General features: G+C 74.2%; 20 protein-coding genes. 4 read left to right on the top strand and 16 right to left on the bottom strand.

Annotated features, from left to right (window positions below; genetic code table 11):
* Positions 1 to 127: 127 nt before the first annotated feature.
* The 8 genes from ABZ862_RS16505 to ABZ862_RS16470 form a co-directional block, all read right to left on the bottom strand.
* Positions 128 to 1,546, bottom strand: coding sequence for an NAD(P)(+) transhydrogenase (Re/Si-specific) subunit beta (locus ABZ862_RS16505; protein ID WP_360958187.1), 1,419 nt, complete (start codon positions 1,544 to 1,546; stop codon positions 128 to 130).
* 5 nt (positions 1,547 to 1,551) lie between these two features.
* Positions 1,552 to 1,929, bottom strand: a complete 378-nt coding sequence (locus ABZ862_RS16500; protein ID WP_360958152.1) for an NAD(P) transhydrogenase subunit alpha — start codon at positions 1,927 to 1,929, stop codon at positions 1,552 to 1,554.
* Positions 1,926 to 3,047 carry an NAD(P) transhydrogenase subunit alpha gene (locus tag ABZ862_RS16495; protein WP_360958149.1) on the bottom strand — a complete coding sequence of 374 codons (1,122 nt, stop codon included), beginning with the start codon at positions 3,045 to 3,047 and terminating at the stop codon, positions 1,926 to 1,928. The genes ABZ862_RS16500 and ABZ862_RS16495 overlap by 4 nt, the downstream gene beginning before the upstream one ends.
* A 55-nt stretch (positions 3,048 to 3,102) precedes the next feature.
* A complete protein-coding gene (locus tag ABZ862_RS16490) occupies positions 3,103 to 4,125 on the bottom strand; it encodes a zinc-dependent alcohol dehydrogenase (RefSeq protein ID WP_360958146.1) in 1,023 nt (340 codons plus the stop codon).
* 253 nt (positions 4,126 to 4,378) lie between these two features.
* Entirely contained in the window at positions 4,379 to 4,783 is a 405-nt protein-coding gene (locus ABZ862_RS16485; RefSeq protein WP_360958143.1) for a DUF779 domain-containing protein, read from the bottom strand.
* A 447-nt stretch (positions 4,784 to 5,230) separates the two neighbouring features.
* Positions 5,231 to 5,434 (bottom strand): hypothetical protein, encoded by a 204-nt coding sequence (locus ABZ862_RS16480; RefSeq protein ID WP_360958141.1) that lies wholly within the window; start codon positions 5,432 to 5,434, stop codon positions 5,231 to 5,233.
* Positions 5,435 to 5,583: 149 nt separating this feature from the next.
* The gene (locus ABZ862_RS16475) at positions 5,584 to 7,305 is read right to left on the bottom strand and encodes a GAF domain-containing sensor histidine kinase (protein ID WP_360958138.1); all 1,722 of its coding nucleotides are present in this window, start codon (positions 7,303 to 7,305) and stop codon (positions 5,584 to 5,586) included.
* Positions 7,306 to 7,653: 348 nt separating this feature from the next.
* Positions 7,654 to 8,346 (bottom strand): response regulator transcription factor, encoded by a 693-nt coding sequence (locus ABZ862_RS16470; RefSeq protein ID WP_360958136.1) that lies wholly within the window; start codon positions 8,344 to 8,346, stop codon positions 7,654 to 7,656.
* Between the two features lie 280 nt (positions 8,347 to 8,626).
* On the opposite strand from ABZ862_RS16470, the gene ABZ862_RS16465 reads away from it, so the two are divergent.
* Positions 8,627 to 9,025: a hypothetical protein gene (locus ABZ862_RS16465; RefSeq protein WP_360958133.1), complete on the top strand. Its 399-nt coding sequence runs from the start codon at positions 8,627 to 8,629 to the stop codon at positions 9,023 to 9,025.
* A gap of 87 nt (positions 9,026 to 9,112) precedes the next feature.
* A complete protein-coding gene (locus ABZ862_RS16460; RefSeq protein WP_360958130.1) occupies positions 9,113 to 9,781 on the top strand; it encodes a CBS domain-containing protein in 669 nt (222 codons plus the stop codon).
* Between the two features lie 385 nt (positions 9,782 to 10,166).
* Here the strand turns inward: ABZ862_RS16460 and ABZ862_RS16455 are convergent, their stop codons facing one another.
* From ABZ862_RS16455 to ABZ862_RS16425, 7 genes are all read right to left on the bottom strand, one after another.
* Complete coding sequence (locus tag ABZ862_RS16455) at positions 10,167 to 11,084, bottom strand: universal stress protein (RefSeq protein ID WP_360958127.1); 918 nt, start codon at positions 11,082 to 11,084, stop codon at positions 10,167 to 10,169.
* A 26-nt stretch (positions 11,085 to 11,110) separates the two neighbouring features.
* On the bottom strand, positions 11,111 to 12,160 hold the full coding sequence (locus ABZ862_RS16450; RefSeq protein WP_360958124.1) for an alpha-L-glutamate ligase: 1,050 nt from the start codon (positions 12,158 to 12,160) through the stop codon (positions 11,111 to 11,113).
* A 527-nt stretch (positions 12,161 to 12,687) separates the two neighbouring features.
* Positions 12,688 to 13,293 carry a hypothetical protein gene (locus ABZ862_RS16445; protein WP_360958121.1) on the bottom strand — a complete coding sequence of 202 codons (606 nt, stop codon included), beginning with the start codon at positions 13,291 to 13,293 and terminating at the stop codon, positions 12,688 to 12,690.
* A gap of 211 nt (positions 13,294 to 13,504) precedes the next feature.
* Complete coding sequence (locus ABZ862_RS16440; protein ID WP_360958118.1) at positions 13,505 to 14,338, bottom strand: universal stress protein; 834 nt, start codon at positions 14,336 to 14,338, stop codon at positions 13,505 to 13,507.
* A gap of 305 nt (positions 14,339 to 14,643) precedes the next feature.
* Positions 14,644 to 15,084 (bottom strand): pyridoxamine 5'-phosphate oxidase family protein, encoded by a 441-nt coding sequence (locus tag ABZ862_RS16435; protein ID WP_360958116.1) that lies wholly within the window; start codon positions 15,082 to 15,084, stop codon positions 14,644 to 14,646.
* Positions 15,085 to 15,304: 220 nt separating this feature from the next.
* A complete protein-coding gene (locus tag ABZ862_RS16430; RefSeq protein ID WP_360958113.1) occupies positions 15,305 to 15,979 on the bottom strand; it encodes a pyridoxamine 5'-phosphate oxidase family protein in 675 nt (224 codons plus the stop codon).
* A 152-nt stretch (positions 15,980 to 16,131) separates the two neighbouring features.
* On the bottom strand, positions 16,132 to 17,202 hold the full coding sequence (locus ABZ862_RS16425; RefSeq protein WP_360958110.1) for a zinc-dependent alcohol dehydrogenase family protein: 1,071 nt from the start codon (positions 17,200 to 17,202) through the stop codon (positions 16,132 to 16,134).
* 254 nt (positions 17,203 to 17,456) lie between these two features.
* Here ABZ862_RS16425 and ABZ862_RS16420 point away from each other — a divergent pair, with 254 nt between their 5' ends.
* Positions 17,457 to 17,831 (top strand): STAS domain-containing protein, encoded by a 375-nt coding sequence (locus ABZ862_RS16420; RefSeq protein ID WP_360958107.1) that lies wholly within the window; start codon positions 17,457 to 17,459, stop codon positions 17,829 to 17,831.
* Positions 17,832 to 17,956: 125 nt separating this feature from the next.
* Here the strand turns inward: ABZ862_RS16420 and ABZ862_RS16415 are convergent, their stop codons facing one another.
* Positions 17,957 to 18,808: a hypothetical protein gene (locus ABZ862_RS16415; RefSeq protein WP_360958104.1), complete on the bottom strand. Its 852-nt coding sequence runs from the start codon at positions 18,806 to 18,808 to the stop codon at positions 17,957 to 17,959.
* A gap of 296 nt (positions 18,809 to 19,104) precedes the next feature.
* Between ABZ862_RS16415 and ABZ862_RS16410 the strand changes: the two genes are divergently transcribed.
* On the top strand, positions 19,105 to 19,680 hold the full coding sequence (locus ABZ862_RS16410) for a hypothetical protein (protein ID WP_360958102.1): 576 nt from the start codon (positions 19,105 to 19,107) through the stop codon (positions 19,678 to 19,680).
* The last annotated feature ends 120 nt before the right edge of the window (positions 19,681 to 19,800 follow it).

The following is a 19,800-nucleotide window of genomic DNA, read 5'->3' as shown; positions in this document are numbered from 1 at the left end:
AAACGCCGGAGGGGCTGGATACAGCCCGTCCGGCGTTTGAGGACGAGGCCCGAAGGGCCGAAAGGGGGGTCTGGGGGCGCAGCCCCCAGGGACGGGAACGGGAAGGGGCGGCGGGGGCGGAGAAGCCTCAGGAGACGAACTCGGCGACCGCCGACTTCAGTTCGCTCAGGCCCTTCTTCGCGTCGCTGAAGAACATGCCCGTCTTGGGATCGGTGTACAGCTCGTTGTCGATGCCCGCGTAACCGTGCCCCATGGACCGCTTGATGACGACGACGCTCTTCGCCTTGTCCACGTCCAGGATCGGCATCCCCGAGATCGCGTTGCCGGACCGGCGTGCCATCGGGTTGGTGACATCGTTCGCGCCGACCACCAGCGCGACGTCGGCCTGCGCGAACTGCGGGTTGACGTCGTCCATCTCCTTCAGCTGCGTGTACGGCACGTTGGCCTCGGCCAGCAGCACGTTCATATGGCCGGGCATCCGCCCCGCGACCGGGTGGACGGCGTAGCTGACGTCGATGCCGTGGTCGGTGAGCAGCTTGGCGAGGTCGCCGAGCTCGTGCTGGGCCTGCGCGGCGGCGAGACCGTAACCGGGCACGAAGATGACCTTGCTGGCGTAGGCGAGCTGGATGGCCACGTCGTCCGCGGAGACCGGCCGCACCTGGGCCGGTGCCCCGCCGGGACCGGCGTCCGCGCCGCCGCCGTCACCGGTGCCGAAGCCGCCGATCACGATGTTGGCGATGGACCGGTTCATGGCGTCGGCCATCAGCTTGGTGAGGATGCCGCCGGAGGAACTGACCAGCATGCCCGCGATGATCAGGGCGGTCTCGTCGAGGACGAAGCCGGCCATGGCGACCGCGGAACCGGTGAACGCGTTCAGCAGGGCGATGACGACGGGCATGTCGGCGCCGCCGATGGGCAGCACCATGGTCACGCCGAACAGCAGCGCCACCAGCAGCAGCCCGTACAGGGCGAAGCGGGAGTCGGGCGCCAGGACCAGCCACACCGTGCCCGCGACGAACGACACCGGCAGCACCACGTTGAGCAGCCGCGCTCCCGGGAACACCACCGGCGCGCCGGAGATGAGGCCCTGGAGCTTGCCCGCGGCGACGAGCGAACCGGTGAAGGTGACCGCGCCGATGACGATGTCGAGGGCACCCGGCAGGGAGACACGGGCGCCGAGCGCGGCCGGGTCCCCGGCCTGGAGCAGGTCGTTGACGGCGATGAGCGCGGCCGCCCCGCCGCCCACCGCGTTGAAGAGGCTGACCAGCTGGGGCATGGCCGTCATCTTGACCTCGCGGGCCATGTACAGGCCGAGCGCGCCGCCGATCAGGCCGCCGGAGGCGAGCACGAGCCAGCCGGTGGTGGTGATGGCGCCCTGGTGGGCGACGAGCCACACGGTCGCGGCGATCGCCACGGCCATGGCGCCCGCGGAGAGCGTGTTGCCGCGGCGGGCGGTGCGCGGGTGGTTCATCAGGTGCAGGCCGATGACGAAGCAGGCGGCCGCGGCGAGGAAGATGTAGTGGATGGCGTTGGAGACGTTGTCCATGGCGCTCACACCCCGGCCTTCGGCTGCTGCGGGGCGGCGTCGGACGCGGACGCCGTCCCCGGCGCCGCCTCGGCGGTCTTCTCCGGTGCCTTGTCGGGGGTCTTGGGCTTGAACATCTCCAGCATCCGGTCCGTGACGGCGTATCCGCCGACGACGTTCATCGCGCCGAACACCATCGCCACGAACGCCAGGGTGTAGCCGATCCAGTTGTGCGACTCGGCCGCGATCAGCATGGCGCCGATGACGACGATGCCGTGCACCGAGTTGGAGCCGGACATCAGCGGAGTGTGCAGCGTCGCCGGGACCTTGCTGATCACTTCGATGCCGACCAGCACGCTCAGCACGAACACGGTGATCGCCGTGAGCAGGTCGAGGTTGTTCATGAGGACACGCCTTCGGTGGGTGAGGTTTTGCCCATCAGGGCGCCGGTGATCTCGTCGTCGGCGTCGAGGACGAGTTCGCCGTCGCGCACCAGGTGCTTGAGCAGCGCGACGAGGTTGCGGGCGTAGGCGGTGGACGCGGCGGTCGCCATCGCGGACGGCAGCCGTCCGGCGCCGATGAGGGTCACGCCGTTGTCCAGGACGGTGGTCTTGTCGGGTTCGGAGCCCTCGACGTTGCCGCCGAGTTCGCTCGCCGCGAGGTCGACGACGACCGAGCCGGGCTTCATGCCCTCCACGGCGGACGCGGTGACCAGCAGCGGCGGCTTGCGGCCGGGCACCTGGGCCGTGGTGATGACGATGTCGGTACGGGCGATGTGCGCGTCCAGCGCCGCGCGCTGGGCCTGCTGCTCGTCCTCGGTCAGCTCGCGGGCGTAGCCGCCCTGTTCGCCCTGGGCGAGGCCCTGGAGGTCCAGGAACCTGGCGCCCAGGGACTCCACCTCGCCGCGGGAGGCGGGGCGCACGTCGTACGCGGTGACGACGGCACCGAGCCGGCGGGCGGTGGCGATGGCCTGGAGGCCGGCGACGCCCGCTCCCAGGACCAGGACCTGCGCCGGGCGCATGGTGCCCGCCGCGGTGGTCAGCATCGGGAAGAAGCGGTCGTAGGAGTCCGCCGCGAGGACCGCCGCCTTGTAACCGGCGACATTGGCCTGGGAGGTGAGCGCGTCCATGGACTGGGCGCGGCTGAGCGTGCGGGGCAGCAGGTCCAGGCTCACCGTGCGCACCGACCGTCCGGCGAGCTGCTCGGCCAGCTCCGGGTGGCGGCGCAGTTCGAGCAGGCCGACGAGGACCTGCCCCTCGCGCAGTGTCCCGGCGTTCTCCGCCTCCGGCGGGGCCACGCACAGGACCGCGTCCGCGCGTGCGTACAGCTCGTCCGGGGCGACGACGACTGCGCCGGCCTCCGTGTAGTCGGCGTCGGTGAACCATGCGCCGGAGCCCGCGCCGGTCTCGACCAGGACGTCGATCCCGGCCCGGCGCAGGAGTGCGACGGCCTCGGGGACGAGGGCGACCCGGCGTTCGCCGGGCGCTCGTTCCCGTACGGCACCTACGGTGACGGTTCCCATGTTCTACTGCCTCTTCCTGTGGTCCGGGGGCGCGGGGGTGGCGCCGGGGCCTTGTTCAGACCTGCGTCGAGAACTCGAGGACGAGCCGTGCCTCGGCCCGTCCTGCCAGTACCTCTTCGAAGGATTCGTTGACCTGGTCGAGCCGCCGGCTCTCCGCGACGACCTGGGTGCGGCCGGCGGCGTGCAGGGCGAACACCTCGGACAGGTCCTGGCGGGTGCCGACGATGGAGCCTATGACGGTGATACCACCGAGCACAGTCTCGAAAATCGGAATGTTCATCGCGGCATCGGCGGGCAGGCCGACCAGCACCAGACGCCCGCCGCGGCTCAGAGACCGGTACGCCTGCTCGAACGCCCGGGGAGCGGTGGCGAGGACGACGGCGACATCGGCCCCGCCGGCCTTCCTGATCTCCTCGACCGGGTCGTGGGTACGGGCGTTGACGACCTCGTCGGCGCCCAGCCGGTGGGCCAGGCCCAGCTTGTCCGGCTCGACGTCGACGGCGGTGACGAAACCGCCGACCAGCCGCGCGTACTGGACGGCCAGATGACCGACACCGCCCGCGCCGAAGACGGCGACGTGTTCGGCGGGGACCACCTGCGCGACCTTGACCGCCTTGTACGCGGTGAGGCCCGCGCAGGTCAGCGGCGCCGCGTCGAACGACGTCACGCCGTCGGGGACCCGGACGACCGCGCCCGCGTCGGCGACGGCGTACTCGGCGTGGCAGCCGTCCACGGAGTAGCCGGAGTTGACCTGCTGCTCACAGAGGGGCTCCCGGCCGGAGACGCAGTGCTTGCAGGTGCCGCAGGACGAGCCGAGCCACGGGATCGCGACCCGCCGGCCGAGCAGGTCGGAGGAGACGCCCGCGCCGACGGCGGTGACGGGGCCGACGCCCTCGTGGCCGGTGACGAACGGCGGCCTCGGCTTGACGGGCCAGTCGCCGCGCGCGGCGTGGATGTCGTTGTGGCACAGCCCGGACGCCGCCATCCTCACCTGCACCTGGCCGGGGCCGGGCACGGGGACGGGGAGGTCCTGGATCTCCAGGGGCTTGCCGAAGTCGGTGACGACCGCTGCCTTCATGATCCGCTCCTCGCCCGGCGGCGTCGCCGGCCTCGTGGGTGTCCGTTCTCGTTGTCCGGTGCTGCTCCGGCGGTGGGCCGGGGTGGTGGTGCCTCGGGTGCTCCTGGGGTGTGCCTGTGGTGCCTGGGGGCGCTCCCGGGCGGTGACGCGTCCGCCGGGGACGGTGCCCGGTGCTCTGCCGCCGGGTGCGGCGCCGCCGTCCGTGTCCGCCGCTGTCTCGGTCCGCTGCCGTCTCGGTCCGCCGTCGTCGGCCTCAGCCGGCCTTGTGGCGGGGACGGCTGACCCGGGTGACGAAGCGCAGGCCGTCGCCGGGAGCCAGGGAGAGGCCGTCCGCGGCACCGGGGGCCACGTCCAGCAGGAGGCGGGGGCGGCCGAGCGCCTCGTACAGGTCGGCGTCGATGTGGAACGTACAGCCGTCCAGGACGCCGAGCAGCATGTCGCCCTCGCCCACGAGGACCTGACCGCCGGGGAAGCACCGTGGGCCGCCGTCCGGAGCGCCGGCGCCGTCGTCCCGGCCCCCGGCACCGTCGCCGCGCTCGTGGGGCTGCACGAACATCACCGGCCCGCCGTGGGCGGCGCGCAGGGCGGCGATGGCACGGTGCGCCGCTTCGGTCGCCGTGACGCGCCCGGCGTTTCCGTTCCGGAGGTTCGCCGGCATGTCGCTGCACTCCTCGACGGCTCTCGGCGGGCCGGTACGGCCCGGACGGATCGGGATGCCGGCGGGCCCGCGGGGCGGCCGGGCGCACGGCGGGAGGGCGCCCCGGTGGGCGGCGCGGGTGCGGTGGCGGAGGGGGAGGCGGCGGCCGCCGGGGCACGAGGCCTCGTGAGCTGTGCGGCGCCGCCGGGCTCGGGGGGACGGGGCTCCGGTGGGCGGAGCGGGCGGACCGGGCACGCGGGAGGCGCCGGACGCGCCGCGGGGCGGCGTCACGAGTCGCTCGCGCGCCGCCCGCCTCCCGGGTGCCGTCAGGGCGGTGGGCACGTCCACGGCACCTCCCACATGTCGGCCTGTGCTCTTGTCCCCTCCCACCTCACCTGGGCGCGGCGACGCGCTGCAGAGGCCGAAGGGCCCCTGGTGCGGGGCCCGTGGACCCCGCGGCAGGGGGCTTCAGTGCCGGGCCGGCGGGATGTGCCGCACCTCGCCGACATGCCGTGCGAGCAGGAACAGCCCCACGGCGGCGAAGAAGGTGAACGGTACGACGATGATGCCGACCATCGAGAACGCGAGCAGCGCGGACAGGAGCAGCAGCAGCGCGACGAGCGCGTAGAGCACTCCTTCCTCCGTACCGAGGAACAGCCGCCTGAACTTCATGACGCTCCTCCCTCCTGGAGGGCCTGTCTCGTCCCAGCGTGTGCCGGTGGGGGACGGCCGGGGAGGGGCCGGGTGGCCGTGCGGGGCGGCCACAGGGCCCCACTTGGCGCACGGGGAGGGTACAGGGGGGTACGGGCGGGCCGTGCCCGTCACCCGACCGGCACCCGCCACACCAGGGTCGTACCGCCGCTTTCCGGGCTGCCGACGGTCAGCTCGCCGCCGAGCTGCTCGGCGCGCTCCGCCATGTTGCGCAGACCGCTGCGGCGGCCTCCGGCGGGGATGCCGACGCCGTTGTCGGAGACCCTCAGCCGCACCTCTCGGCCGTCGGTCTCCAGGAGGACGTCGGCGCGGTCGGCGCGGGCGTGGCGGGCGACGTTGGTGAGGCTCTCGGAGAGCACGGCGACGACATGGTCGGCGATCTCGCGCGGCACGTCGGTGTCGACCAGCCCTTCCATCCGGACGCTGGGCGTGAAGCCGAGCAGGGGGGCGGCCTCGCCGACGGCGTGGACGACACGGGCGCGCAGTCCGGTGCCGGCGTCGCCGTCGCGGGCCCGCAGCCCGAAGATGGTCGATCTGATGATCTTGATGGTCTCGTCGAGGTCGTCGACGGCCCGCACCACGCGCTCGGCGGCCTCCGGGTGCTCGATGAAGCGGCCGGCGCTCTGCAGGGTCATGCCGGTCGCGAAGAGCCGCTGGATCGCGAGGTCGTGCAGGTCGCGGGCGATCCGGTCGCGGTCCTTGAGGACCGCGATCTCCTCGACGTCGCGGCGGTGCTCGGCCAGTTCCATGGCGATCGCGGCCTGGGCGGCGAAGCCGCGGAGCGGCTCGAGCTCCTTCTCCGAGAACGGGGATCCGGCGCTCTCGCGCACCAGCAGCACGACACCGCGCACATCGCCCGCGCCGGTGCCGACGGGGACGGCGACGGCGGGCCCGAGTCCGGTGAAGCGCTGCGGCCCGGTCGACACGCGCGGGTCGTCGGAGATGTCGGGGCTGGTGACGGGGGCGGCGGCGGAGAAGGCGGCGCCTATGAGGCTGTCGTCGACGGGCAGCACCAGTCCCCGGTGGGTGTCCGCCTCGCGGCCCATGGCGAGCTCCACGGACAGCGAGTCGGTGTCCTCCATGGGCATCGCGACCACGGCCAGGACGGCACCGGTGATGTCCCTGGCCCGCTCCGCGATCAGCCCGAGCACCTCGGCACGCTCGGCACCGGACATCAGGCTGTGGGTGATCTCCGCGTTGGCCCGCAGCCAGCGTTCGCGCAGCCGGGACTCCTCGTAGAGGCGGGCGTTGTCGATGGCGACGCCGGCGGCGACCGCGAGGGTCGACAGGACCGACTCGTCCTCCTCGTCGAACTGGGCGCCGCCGCGTTTCTCGGTGAGGTACAGGTTGCCGAAGACCTGGTCGCGCACCCGGATGGGGACGCCGAGGAAGGTGTCCATCGGCGGATGGTGGGCGGGGAAGCCGTACGAGGAGGGGTGCTGGGAGATCTTCGCGAGCCGCAGCGGCTCGGGGTGGTCGATGAGTTCGCCGAGGATGCCGTGGCCCTCGGGGAAGGGGCCGATCCGGGCGATCTGCTCACCGGTGACTCCGGCGGTGTGGAAGGCGGACAGGCTGCGGCCGTCGGGGCCGATCACGCCGAGGGCCGCGTACTCGGCGTCCACGAGGACGGCGGCGGCCTCGACGATGCTGTGCAGGGCCTGTTCGAGGTCCAGTTCCCGGCCGACGGACAGCACGGCCTCCAGGAGGCTGTGCACCCGGTCGCGTGTGCCGCGGGCCGCGTCCAGCCGGGCCTGCAGTTCCTCCAGCAGCTCGTCCAGCCTCAGCTGCGGCAGCCTGAGGCGGGCCTCCCCGGCGTCCTCGGAGCGTCCCACCGGTGGTCCTCCAGATCCGATGCCCGGCCGTGAGCCCTCCGCTCCGGTCAACAGCCACGGTAACGGTCCACCTGGGGCAGCGGATACGGAACCTCCCCCACCGCCGTCCCGGGCGGCCTCGCACGGGCCCTGCCGCTCACGGGCACGACGGCCCCGGCGGCCGCCCGGGAGATCGTTTTGCGCGGACCCCGTGCGGCGCCGGTGTTCCGTCCCGGCCCGGTGGCCGGTCCGCACCGGCCCCGGGGCCGCAGGGAGCGGGCGGGGGGTGCTGCGACGGGCGGGGAGCCGGGGACGGGCCGAGCCCGGCCGGGGGTGCCGGTCGGGCTCGGAGGTGGTGGGCGGGCCGGGTCACTGCCCCGGCGGGCGGAGGCGGTCCTGGGCCTGGGTGGCGATGACCGCCGCCTGGATGCGGCGCTCCACGCCGAGCTTGGCCAGCAGGCGGGAGATGTGGTTCTTGACCGTCTTCTCGGCGAGGAACAGCCGCTGGCCGATCTGCCGGTTGGTCAGGCCCTCGCCGATCAGGGAGAGGATCTCGCGCTCACGGTCGGTGAGGCCGGGCAGCGCGTCCGGCTCCTCCTCCTGCTGCTGGTCGTGGCGCAGCCGGGCCATCAGCCGGGTGGTGGCGCTGGGGTCCAGCAGGGACTGCCCGGAGGCGACGGTCCGCACCGCGGACACCAGGTCGGAGCCCTGGATCTGCTTCAGCACGTATCCGGAGGCGCCCGCCATGATCGAGTCCAGCAGGGCCTCCTCGTCGTCGAAGGAGGTCAGCATCAGACAGGTCAGCTCCGGCATACGGGACCTGAGCTCGCGGCACACGGAGACGCCGTCGCCGTCCGGCAGCCGCACGTCGAGCACCGCCACGTCGGGACGCAGGGCGGGCACGCGCACGAGGGCCTGCTCCACGGTGCCGGCCTCACCGACCACGGTGATGTCGGGCTCGTCGTTCAGCAGGTCGTGGACACCGCGGCGTACCACCTCGTGGTCGTCCAGCAGGAAGACCCGGATCGGTCCCTCGGGGCCGGGCCTTTGGCCGTCCGCCATCAGAAGCTCCTCGTCGTACGTCTCGTGGCTCCGCGCGTTGTCCGCAAAACCCTGTCCCGTGTCGCGATCCTGCCCGTTTGCGGGCCGAAGGGCCAGGGCCGGACGGCCCTGATCGGTGCCTTTCCTCCCTGCTCCGGGTACCACCGGGGCAGGTTCCGTGCACGTGCCCGGGCCCGTCAGGACCCACGGCCCCGGTGCCCGGGACGGGCGGCCCCTGGGGGCCGCGCGGGGGCCGCGCCACCCTGGAATCGCTCACGGACGACGATCTAAGGAGCGGCACATGACCCTCAGGGACACCGGAACCCGTGCCTCCGCGACCGACGCCGTCCGCGTACGGGCGGAAGGCGACGTGGGCGAGGAAGCACTGGAGTACGTCCGGACCAAGGTTAACGCGGCCCTGGCCCGTCCGGGCCTGCCCGCCGTCGACGGGGAGGTCCGGATCGTCCGGGCCGCCGCCCACCACGCCGAATTCCCCTGGCGGGCCGGGGGCGAGTTCAGGGTGGGCAGCGACCTCCTGGTCGTCCACGCGCGCGAGGCCGGCGCGCACGAACTCGGCGACCGGCTCCACGACCGGCTGCGGGGCCGGCTGGAACGCCTCACCGACCGCCGGGAGACGGCCCGCAGATCCGCCGCCCCGCCCCCGTGGCGCGGCGGCACGGCGGACGGGAGGTCCGCGTAGGGCACGTCGTCCGACAGGTTCCGCCGTCCGGCGGGGGTGTCCCGTGCGGGGCTCCCCCGCCCCCGCGCAGGTGAGGAGGAAGGTGCCGTGAAACCGCACACCGTGGGCGAGGTGATGACCAGTGAGGTCGTCCTCGCCCACCGCAGGACGCCGTTCAAGGAGCTCGTCAGACTGCTGGACCGGCACCGCATCAGCGGGCTGCCGGTGATCGACGACGACGACAAGGTGCTGGGCGTGGTCTCCGGGACGGACCTGGTGCGGGCGCAGGCGGTCCGCGCCCGCCGGCACCGGTCCGGCGGGGCCACCGCGGGCGCGCTGATGACGTCCCCCGCGGTGACGGTGCATCCGGAGTCGTCCGTCTCGGACGCGGCCCGGGTGATGGAGCGGCACGGCATCGAGCGGCTGCCGGTGGTCGACGAGGAGGACCGGCTGATCGGCATCGCCACCCGGCGTGACCTGCTGAGGGTCTTTCTGCGCACCGACGGCGCGATCCGCGCCGAGGTGATCGCCGAGGTGCTGGTGGGCCGCCTGGGTCTGCCGGCCGACGCCGTGGACGTGTCGGTGCGCGACGGGATGGTCACGCTGGCGGGGCGGGTGAGGCACCGCGACGACATCCCGACGGCGGTGCGGTCGGCCTGGCAGGTGGAGGGGGTCGTGGGCGTGGTGAACGGCCTGGCCTTCCCCGTCGACGACGCCGTCGCGGCCCCGGCGGCCCCGGCCCCGGCCCCGATCCCGGAGCTCGACACCAGGGCGTGACGCCGGGAAGCCGGCGGAGAGCCCCGCCGCGCGGGGCCGGGCGAAAGAGCGGCGCACCGCGCCCCGGCCCCGCGCTTGCCGTACGCCGGGGCGCGGGCGGGTGCGCCCACGGGCCGTTCGGCCCTGGAGGAGGGACCATTGGTCCTTGGGTCCCCCTGAGGGCGGCGCAACACTGAAAACGGGAGCGGCACCGATCCCCCGCGGTGTCGCTCCCCCTGGCGTTCCGGCCCTTTCCGCCCGGCGTTCCGGCGGGCGTTCCCCCGCGAGCCGGGAAGAGCGGGTCCGCCGCGGGGCCGGACGGCCCTTGCGCCACCGGCATCCCGCCCGTCCCGCCGCCCGGCCCCGGGGAACCTTCCGCGAAGGACACGGACCGGTGCCGTACGGCTCAGTCGTGCGGGACGACGACCACCGGGGTCTCGGCGTTGCGCAGCACCTCGTGCGTGACGGGGCCGATCAGCGCGCCCACCATCGCGGTGCCCCGGCTCCGGCGTCCCACGACGACCAGCGAGGCGTCCCGCGAGGCGTCCACGAGGTGCGCGCCCGCCTGCCCGACCACGGCCTCCTCGGTGACCTCGACACCGGGGTACTTCGCGCGCCACGGCTCTAGCAGCGCGTCCAGCGTCTGCTGCCCGCGGGCCTCCAGCTCGTCCTGCTGCACCTCGTCGGGCGCTCCGGCCCACACCGTGCCGTACGGCGGCAGCCGCCAGCCGTGCACCACCTTGAGGCCCGCGGCACGGCGGGCGGCGGCCTCGAAGGCGAACCGCAGGACGTCGTCATGGGTCTGGTCGTGCAGTTCGAGACCCACCACGACGTCCATGTAGGGCCCGGTCCCGGAGACGGTCCCGGTGGCGTCCGGCCGGCGCTCGTCCGCCGGGCCGGTGCCGGCGCGCACCAGCGCGACGGGCCGCTCGGCCTTGCTCACGACGGTGGTGGCGACGGAACCGAGCAGATAGCCCGCCGCCCGGCCCAGCCCGCGGGAGCCGAGCACCAGGATGTCGGTGTCCCGCGCCGCCTCCAGCAGGGCCGCCGTGGGACGGCCCGGCAGGCGTTCGGCGGTGACACGGAGCCCGGGGTGCCGGTGGGCGAGGGCGTTCTCGGCGTCGCGCACCAGGCGCTCGGCCCGGTCCGTCCCGGGCGGCGGCACGTCCTCCCCGCCGAACGGCACGTAGCTGGAGGGCTGTTGCTCCCCGGCGTACACCACCCGCAGAGCGGCCGCGGACAACACGGCTTCTCGGGCGGCCCAGTCGGCGGCGGCGCGGCTCTCGGGTGAGCCGTCCAGGCCGACGGTGACGGTGCGGGACATGAGCGGGCCTCCTTCGGATCTCTTTATTACTCTCCAGTTTCACCGCCCGGGGCAGGTAGGTCCACAAGTCCCTGCGTGAAGCCGACCGGCCCGGAGGTCCCGGCGGCGCCCCGGCCAAGGGGCACCGGGGCCCCCGAGGGGGCCGGGGCGGCCATGGCGTCCAGGTGCGCCTGGATGTAGGGCACGGCGACGAGTTCGAGTTCGCCCTCCACGAACGCGGGGTGGACGTTGACCTCGAAGACGACACCGCCGTTCTCGACGGCGAGGTCGACCCCGGCGAACGGCAGCCCGACGGAGGCGGTCGCGCGGATCGCGAGCTCGGCCAGACGGGGCGGGAGGTCGCCGGGGGCGATGTGCAGGGGGGTGGCGCCCTGACAGGTGTTGCAGGGGGTGTCGGGGCTGGGCTGGAGGTGCTCACGGGCGTGCACGACGCGGTCGCCGAGCACGAAGACCCGGAACTGGTGCCGGCCGCCGTCGGCGGTGACGTTGCCGGCGTCGCGCGAGAGCAGCCAGTCGCTGCCGTGCGCGGCGTAGTAGGCGGCGGCACGCTCGAGCCCGGCGTGCGTGGTGACGTGGAAGGTGTCGCTGCCGCCGGTGCCGACGACCGGGCGGGCCCAGGTGTCGCGGCCCAGCCGCTCGAAGGCGTCCGCCGCCTCCTCGGGGCTCGGGCCGGACAGCACCACGGTCTCCATCTGGGCGACGCCGTCACGGGCGAGGCGGCGCACGGTGAGGTTCTTCTCCGTCGCGGTGCGCCAGGCGGCCGGGTCGGCGTGGAAGGACACGGCGCGGTGGCCGTCCAGGAGCCGCTGGAAGCCGGCGAGCGCGGCCCGCCGGTGCGGCGGGATCTCGTACAGGACGACCACATCGGGTGTGAAGTCCAGTTCTTCCTCAGGGACTTGCAGCCGTAAGCGGTCGCCGTCACGCTCACCGCGCCCGGCGCCGCCGACCGCGAAATGCCGTGCGTCGACGCGTACGGGGGGCGTTCCGGTGAGCAGTTCCACGGCGTCGGCGAGGTACTCGCGGCAGCCTTCGGGGGACGTGGGGTCGGCGATCAGGGCGATGACGGGTCGGGACACGGCGGCCTCCAGCGGTTCACGACGCACGCTGCCGCGCACACCCGGGTGCACGGCCGAGCGGTCGTCCCAGGGATGAAGCCCGGCACACGTGCGGCCATGGGCACGGGGTGCCGCTGCGGCCGGGGCGCCACTGTAGGCGCACGGCGCCGTTCCCCGGCAGGGCGCACACCCCCGCGCCCCTTGCCCCGCCCCCTGCGCCGCCCGCCCCACCGCGTGCGCCCTTCGCCGGCGGGGACGACGGGAAGAGCGGGGCCGACGTGACGTCCCGTCACGGCCCGGCACGCCCCGGGGCCGCCGGCCGCCCCCGGGGCACGGACCGGAACCCGCGGTACCGGCCCGGCCCGGGAGACCGAGGGACCGCGAGGCCCGGCGGGAGTGGCCGGACCGCCGGGCGGGCCGGGGGTTCTGACGGGCCGGAAGCCCGCGGGGGCGGCACGAAGCGGCGCCGCCCCCGGGGAGGATCTCCCCGGGGGCGGCGCCGTGTCCTGTGGTGGTGGCCGTACGGCCCTGTCGAGCGGTTCCGCCGGTCAGATGAGCCAGCGGTTGCCCTGGACGAGCTGGGCCCAGAGCTTGCCGAGGCCCCAGGTGGCACCCGCGCCGACCGCCGCGAGGGCGATCATGATGAGGGCGTAGGCCACGTGGTAGTCGACGACCGGGTTGGACGACATGGTCGGCGTACCGTCGGCCAGGCTCTTGGCGGGCGGCCACTCGGCGATCCACATGAAGGCCATGAGCAGCGAGCCGGCCACGGCGGTGGGACGGAGGGCGATACCCAGCACCAGGCCGAGTCCGACACCGAGCAGGGCGAGCATGAACAGCGTGTCGCACCAGCCGGCACCGGCCCAGCTGTGGAACGTCGACTTCATCGGGCCTGCCGCCACCGAGCTCAGGAAGCCCTTGGTCGGCGAGCCGCCGTCGAGCCAGCTCTTGCCGGACGGGGTCGCGTAGCCGAAGCCGAACGTCTTGTCGAGGAAGGCCCACAGGAAGACGAATCCGGTGACGATCCGCAGGACGGCGAGTACACGGGCACTGATCGTGGCCGATGCCGCCAGGTCCGTCTCCACCGTCTCGCCCCGGTTCAGGAACGAGAAGTGGAACCCGGTGTGGCGCTGTGAGTTGCCTTGCACTGCCATGATTGTCCATCCCCTCTGATGGAGTGTCACGCGGGTTGCGGACCACTCTTGGTAGAAGGCTTCGGGGCCTTCGGTCGAGCCGCCGTTCTTTGTTCGTTGCGCATTCAATGTCCCGCTTCCGGAGCCCCCGTCAGATGGGCTGCAAGGGCCCGGTCCACGGTCCGTTGGTCCCCTCCCCCGGGACCGTTCGGGACCCCGGGGGAAAGCGCTCTCAGCAGCCCGCCGGAACCAGCAGGACAGGGCAGTGGGAGCGGTGCAGCAGGGCGTGGGCGACGGGGCCGAGCCAGGGACCGGGGCGCCCGCCGTGCCGGTGCACGCCGATCACCACGAGGGACGCCTCACTCGTGGCGTCGACCAGCAGCTGGGCCGGCGCGGAACGCACCGTACGGGCGTCGACGCCCACCTTGGGGTGCCGTTCCTGGAGCCGGGCCAGGCTGAAGCGGGGCACGGCGTCCTCGGCGCGGTCCTCCACCGCCTCGCGCCGCTGGCCGGGGCTGGTCGCGGGCAGCACCGAGGGCAGTTCGGGGGTGTGGTGGCGCTGTCCGTGGGCGTGCAGCACCCGCAGCCACACCTCGCGCCGCTCCGCCTCCTGGAAGGCGTGCTCCGCGGCCTCGGTGTCGTCGTCGCTCTCCAGGCCGAGCAGCACGTCGCCCTTCTCCTCGCGTGCGTGGTCCCCGCGCACGACCAGCAGCGGGCTGTGCACATCGGCGGCGACCCGCAGGCTGACCGAGCCGAACACCAGCCCGGTGAACCCGGCGAAGCCGCGGGTTCCGACGACGGTGAGGTCCGCGCCCTCGCTCTCCCGCACCAGCGCCTTCGCGGCGCCGTCCTGGACGGCCCTGGTGGTCACCGTCAGCAGCGGATAGCGGTCGTGGATCCGGGCGGCGGCCGACTCCAGGATGGGCGCCGCCTCGTCATGGTCCGTCACGGCGTACACGACCCGCAGTTCGGCGTCGCGCAGTTCGGCCTCCGCGGCGGCCCGGTCCAGCGCGCGTACGGCGTGCAGCGAGCCGTCCACTCCGGCGACCACATGGTGCACAGTCATGTCCCGTTCCCTTCTGTGCCGTGCTCTTGTCGTGCGGCGGGAAGGGGCCGTCCGGGCCATCGGCGCGCGCGGCGGCTCCGCGCACGATCGTGGTACCCCGCCCGCGGGGCGGGCAGGGTCCGCGTGCACTCCGCGACCCGCCACAGGGCCCCTTCGTCGGTGGGCCCTGTGGACCCGGGCGGGCGGCGGCACCGCGGGGGCCGGCACGAGGGCGGGCGGGGAACGGAAGAGGGCGCGAGGGCCAGGGGTGCGGGGTGCCGGCGTGACGAGGTGGTGCGGGACCGGCCGGTCCGGTCCGGTGCGGCTCAGCCCGGCAGTTTCACCCCGTACATGGTGCGTCCGGCGACCAGTTCCCGTCCGGTCACCAGCTCGGGCTCGATCCGGACGAACACCTCGCGCGGGGAGGGTGCCCAGGAGCTGGGGCCGGTGCGGGCGAGGCGGTCGCGCTCGGCGGGGTCGGTGACCACCGCGGCCGGGCCGGTGACGACGACGCTCCAGCCGGAGTGGACCTGGGCGTCGACCTCGTCGGCCTCGAAGGCGACGACCGCGCCGTCGACGGCGCGGACCAGCTCCGAGTCGGCGGAGGTACGCAGCACCACCGCGCCGTCCACGTCGACACAGAAGTTGACCGGCAGCACTGCGGGCAGTGCCTGACGCGTGTGCACGATCCGGCCGACCGGCACCTTCGTCAGCAGTCGGAGGCACTCCTGCTGTTCGAGTTCGCGGAATCCGTCATTGGGATACATCAGCCAGTCGTCTCTCAGCCAGTCGTCCGTCGCCGGGGCGGTGGAAAAGAAAGGTGCGGGTCCATCTTGCGCTCCCGCGGACCTGTGCTCCAGGGGCCATCGGTCCCGAAGGTCCGGACAACAGGACTCGCGGAGGAAACGGAAGAAGCGGAAGAACGGGACCCACCAGGGGACGGAGCGCGGGGCCCGCGGAGCCTCGGCGCTCCGCACCGGAGCGGGGTCAGACCTTGATCCGCCGCCCGGAGACACCCAGCGGCTCGATCCGCAGCCACATCGAGCGCCGGCCGCCCGCCCAGGGTTCGCTGTAGGCGCGGTCCATCAGCCGGTGCACCTCGTCGGGATCGGTCACCTCATGGGCGAGACCGCGCACCAGCACGCTCCAGCCCTGGCTGAACACGTCGTCGATGCGGTCGATCTCGAAGGCCACCCGGCAGCCGTCCGCCTGTGCGGGGACGGTGCCCGGGTCGGTGCTGAAGACGATCGCCCCGTCGACGACGGTGTAGTTGACGGGCACGATCAGCGGTCCCTCGGCGCCGGGGACGCCGATACGGCCCACACCGTGGGAACCCAGCAGTTCCCGGCACTCGTCGGGGGACAGTTCGGTGAACTCGGGGTGGCGTGCCGCCCGGCCCGGGCCGGGCGGCACATTGGTCTCCCCACCGGTGAGTTCGGTGACGGTGGTGTGCAGCACCTCGGCCAGGCGGAGCAGGGTGCTGATGCCGGGTGCCGCGGCGGGATGCTCCTCGAGGTACTGGAGGTAGCCCGGGGCCATGCCGGCGCGGGCCGCCGTCTCCCGCCGGGTGAGGCCGAGCTGGGCGCGGCGCTGGACGAGTCGACGGCCGAGGTCGCCCAGGGCGATGTCCTCGCGCGCGTTCGACGGGGTCGGTGCTGTCATGTCCCGTCACTCCTTCCCATCGGCTGTCGTGCCGCCCGGCCGCTCCCCGGTGGTGCGCCGCACGGTTCCGCCCGTGGCCTTGCCCGCCCGGCCCCTATGCCGCTTGCGTCACCTTTCGTCGCTGTACGACCCGATTACCCCTCTGCGGCGTGTCACACGTCCCGGACCGCCACGGCCTCGGGCCGTTCCGCGCCGAGCACGACCTTCAGGGCGCCGGTGTCGGCGGCACGCCCGAAGACGTCGTACGCCTCCTGCATGCCGTTCAGCGGGAAGGTGTGCGTGACGAGCGCCGAGGCGGGCAGCCGGCCGGCCGCGGTCATCCGCAGCAGGGTGGGCGTCGAGTGGGTGTCCACGAGCCCGGTCGTGATCGTCACGTTCTTGATCCAGAGATCTTCGAGGTGCAGCGTGGCGGGCTTGCCGTGCACGCCGACGTTGGCGACGTGGCCTCCGGGGCGCACCATGCGGGTGCACAGCTCGAAGGTGTCCGGGATGCCCACGGCCTCGATGACGACGTCCGCGCCGAGGCCGTCGGTGAGGTCGGCCACCAGCTGCTCGGGGCCCTCCGCCGAGTTCACCACGACGTCGGCGCCGAGCCGCTTGGCCGCGTCGAGACGGGCGGCGGCGACGTCCACGGCGACGATGCGCTCGGGCGAGAGCAGCCGGGCGGTGGCGATCGCGGCGAGCCCGATGGGTCCGGCGCCGACCACGACGACGGTGTCGCCGGGCTGCACCCGGCCGTTGAGGACGCCGACCTCGTAGGCGGTCGGGAAGATGTCGGCGAGGAGCACGGCCTCCCGTGAGTCCAGCGTGCCGGGCAGCGCGTGGACGGACAGGTCGGCGTGGGGGACGCGGACGTACTCGGCCTGCGTTCCGTCGATCAGATGGCCGAGGGCCCAGCCTCCGCCGCCGCGGCACTGGCCGTACATCCCCCTGCGGCAGTAGACGCAGCGGCCGCAGGCGGTGATGCAGGAGACCAGGACCCGGTCGCCGGGGCGTACGGTGCGCACGTCGGCGCCGGTCTCGACGATCTCGCCGACCGCCTCGTGACCGAGGACCGTGCCGGGGGGCACCTCCGGCACGTCGCCCTTGAGGATGTGCAGGTCCGTGCCGCAGATGGTGACGGCGTCGACCCGGACGATCGCATCCGTGGCATCACGGACGCCGGGGTCCGGGACCTCTTCCCAGGAGGCTTTTCCTGGACCGTGGAAGACGTAACCCTTCATGTCGATCCTCCCTCCTCGGCCACTCCCGGTGCCGGGGCCGGACCGGGTGGGACCGCAGGGTGTCGTACCGGGATTGCTCCGCAGGTCCAGCTTCCGCCCACCGGCCCGGTCCCGCATGGGCCGGTCGGTCCCCTCCCCGCCCCCATACGGGTCGTTACGCCCCGCCGGCGGCCCTTCCGGCCCTCTCCGACCAGGTGTCACGGGGCCGTACGGCCCTACCGGCGGCACGGCGCGGAGCGCTTGGCTGGTGTGCCATGGCCCCCACCCACACCGGTCCGCCACCCAGTCCGGCCGTACGCACCGTCGCCGGTACGACCGTGGTGGCGCTGCACGGTGAGATCGACCTGGAGACTGCCGAACCGCTGCGGGAGCGGCTCGACCGGCTGACCGCCGCGGACCGGCCCGACGTGGTCGTGGATCTGAGCGGTGTCTCGTTCATCGACTGCTCGGGGCTCGGGGTGCTGTGCCGGGCCCGCAACCGCGTCCTGGAACGCGACGGCAGACTGCGGTTGGTGTCGGCGTGCCCGCGGTTCCTGCGGATCCTCCGGCAGGTGGGACTCACGGAGCTGTTCGAGGTGCATCCGGACCTGAGCGGGGCGGTGGCCGAGGCGGCCGGCACCGTGCGCTGACCCGGCCGCACCGGCCCGGCCGGTCCCCCGCGCCGGTGCCCGCGCCGGTGCCCGTGATGGTGGCCGCTCGCCGCCGCCCCGTCACGCGGTGGCCGCCCGCCGCTGTTCCGGTCGGCGGCCGCTCGTCACGCCCGCTCGGGCGCCGGTTCCCGGACGGTGCCCACGGGACGGCCGGGGCCCTCCACGCCGTAGCCGATGCGCAGCAGCATATGGGCGTGCCCGGAGCCGGCGGGCAGGGAGCCGCGCAGGTCGGGCCATTCGGTGGCGCGGTACAGCAGTCCGGTGCGCAGTCCGTGGGCGGTGGCCCGCAGCAGGACGTGTTCGAGGGCCTGCCCGGCGCGCAGCCAGTCGCCCGGCCGGTCCCGTTCGGTGGTGAGCAGGGCCAGCGGGCCCGTGGTGCTGCGGTCGGCCTCGGTGCGGGCGCGGCGCGGGCCTTCGGCGAGGACCCGGTCCCGGTGCCCGGCCTGGGAGACGAGGCGCAGCAGCCGGACGCTCTCGTCGGGGCCGGGGAAGTCGAGGCGGGCGCCCTCGGTGCGGGCGGCCTCAGCCAGTCCGGCGCGCAGTCCGGCCGGCAGCGGGACCTCGGAGAGCGGGAGGCGGGTGGAGTGCCTGCGCCAGACGGCCTCGTACAGGTCGCTCTCCTCGGCCGCGCCGCGGGCGGTGCCGGGGAACGGCTCGGTGGGGCGGACGGTGGCCAGCAGGTCGGGGTCCTCCTCCGGGTCGGGCAGCAGCCGGACGACGGGCTGCCAGCCGAAGTGGGTCATCGCCACGCGGAGGTTGAGGACGCACGCGCCCGCGGAGAGGTGCAGATTGAGGTCGGTGGTCTCCGGGCCGGGGGTCGCGCGCACCTGGAACGTCACCGTCTCCGGGTCCAGGCGGACCCGCCACGGCTGGGTGCCGTGGATCGCCGTCGCGGCGACCGCGGCGGACACGCAGGTCTCCAGGGCTGTCGCGTCCAGGCAGGTGGCGTTGTTCATGGTGCCCTCCCAGGCAGGGGGCGGGTTCGATACACCGAGGGTGCGCGCCCGGCACGGTCGCACGGAGGGGGCCGATGGTCCCCGGCGGGGGCTCCGACGGGGCATCGGCGGCGGGCCCCGGTGGGGCTGGTGCGGCCCGGCCCGGCGGCGCCGAGGCGGCCCGGCCCGGGGCTGAACGGCCCCCTCATGAGGGCGGGCGGGTCCCTGTCGGACCCGCGTTCCCCCCTCATCGGCCCATCCCGCCCCGACGCGCCCGGTGCCACCGTCGGACCAGGAGCCAGGGGAGGTACGGACCGATGAGCGGCAGGCGTACGAAGAAGTGGCTGTGGCGGTGGCAGGACAATCCGCTGCGCCGGCGCGACGACCTCGTCGAGGCGTGGATCGTGCTGGTCGTGTGGGTGGTGGTGCTGGTGGGCGGCACCGTGCTCGGTCTTGTCACGGCCCGGGTCGCCGGTGACGTGTTCGCCCGGCAGCGTACCGAGCGGCACACGGCCGCGGCCGTGCTGGCCGATGACGTGCCGGGGGCGGCGACGGCGGGCGGGACGAGCGCGCGGGTGATGTCCCGGGTCCGCTGGACGGCTCCCGACGGGACGTCGCGCACCGGCAAGTCCCTGGTGGCGGGCGGGCAGCGGGCCGGTGCGAAGGTCGTGGTCTGGCTGGACGCGTCGGGCGCGCTGACCAATGAACCGCCGAACGCCACGGAGGCGTCGCTGGAGGCGGGCCTGCTGGGCTTCGCGGCCGGGGTCGCGCTGGCCGGCACCGCGTTCGGCGCGGGCGCGGTGGCGCGGTGGGAGCTGGACCGGCGGCGGGTCGAGGAATGGGGCCGGGAGTGGGACCTGGTCGGACCGCGGTGGGGCCACAAGACCAGCTGACGGACCATCTCCCGGTATCCGGCGGGCTCCGACGTCCGCGGGGTTCCTTCGAGGGCCCCGCCCCGAGCCGACCGCCTCGTGCCCCGTCCGAGCCCCGTCCGAGCCCCGGGAACGGACCCG

Source organism: Streptomyces sp. NPDC047000 (assembly GCF_040644295.1).
In the GTDB taxonomy this organism is placed as follows: domain Bacteria; phylum Actinomycetota; class Actinomycetes; order Streptomycetales; family Streptomycetaceae; genus Streptomyces.
The sequence above is the reverse complement of the archived record's forward strand: the minus strand, read 5'-3'. Positions and strand labels throughout refer to the sequence as shown.

Coding starts and splice junctions, on each gene's coding strand:
- ABZ862_RS16505 (WP_360958187.1), bottom strand. CDS start 1,546: ATGGACAACGTCTCCAACGCCATCCACTACATCTTCCTCGCCGCGGCC.
- ABZ862_RS16500 (WP_360958152.1), bottom strand. CDS start 1,929: ATGAACAACCTCGACCTGCTCACGGCGATCACCGTGTTCGTGCTGAGC.
- ABZ862_RS16495 (WP_360958149.1), bottom strand. CDS start 3,047: ATGGGAACCGTCACCGTAGGTGCCGTACGGGAACGAGCGCCCGGCGAA.
- ABZ862_RS16490 (WP_360958146.1), bottom strand. CDS start 4,125: ATGAAGGCAGCGGTCGTCACCGACTTCGGCAAGCCCCTGGAGATCCAG.
- ABZ862_RS16485 (WP_360958143.1), bottom strand. CDS start 4,783: ATGCCGGCGAACCTCCGGAACGGAAACGCCGGGCGCGTCACGGCGACC.
- ABZ862_RS16480 (WP_360958141.1), bottom strand. CDS start 5,434: ATGAAGTTCAGGCGGCTGTTCCTCGGTACGGAGGAAGGAGTGCTCTAC.
- ABZ862_RS16470 (WP_360958136.1), bottom strand. CDS start 8,346: ATGGCGGACGGCCAAAGGCCCGGCCCCGAGGGACCGATCCGGGTCTTC.
- ABZ862_RS16465 (WP_360958133.1), top strand. CDS start 8,627: ATGACCCTCAGGGACACCGGAACCCGTGCCTCCGCGACCGACGCCGTC.
- ABZ862_RS16455 (WP_360958127.1), bottom strand. CDS start 11,084: ATGTCCCGCACCGTCACCGTCGGCCTGGACGGCTCACCCGAGAGCCGC.
- ABZ862_RS16445 (WP_360958121.1), bottom strand. CDS start 13,293: ATGGCAGTGCAAGGCAACTCACAGCGCCACACCGGGTTCCACTTCTCG.
- ABZ862_RS16440 (WP_360958118.1), bottom strand. CDS start 14,338: ATGACTGTGCACCATGTGGTCGCCGGAGTGGACGGCTCGCTGCACGCC.
- ABZ862_RS16435 (WP_360958116.1), bottom strand. CDS start 15,084: ATGTATCCCAATGACGGATTCCGCGAACTCGAACAGCAGGAGTGCCTC.
- ABZ862_RS16430 (WP_360958113.1), bottom strand. CDS start 15,979: ATGACAGCACCGACCCCGTCGAACGCGCGCGAGGACATCGCCCTGGGC.
- ABZ862_RS16425 (WP_360958110.1), bottom strand. CDS start 17,202: ATGAAGGGTTACGTCTTCCACGGTCCAGGAAAAGCCTCCTGGGAAGAG.
- ABZ862_RS16420 (WP_360958107.1), top strand. CDS start 17,457: ATGGCCCCCACCCACACCGGTCCGCCACCCAGTCCGGCCGTACGCACC.
- ABZ862_RS16415 (WP_360958104.1), bottom strand. CDS start 18,808: ATGAACAACGCCACCTGCCTGGACGCGACAGCCCTGGAGACCTGCGTG.
- ABZ862_RS16410 (WP_360958102.1), top strand. CDS start 19,105: ATGAGCGGCAGGCGTACGAAGAAGTGGCTGTGGCGGTGGCAGGACAAT.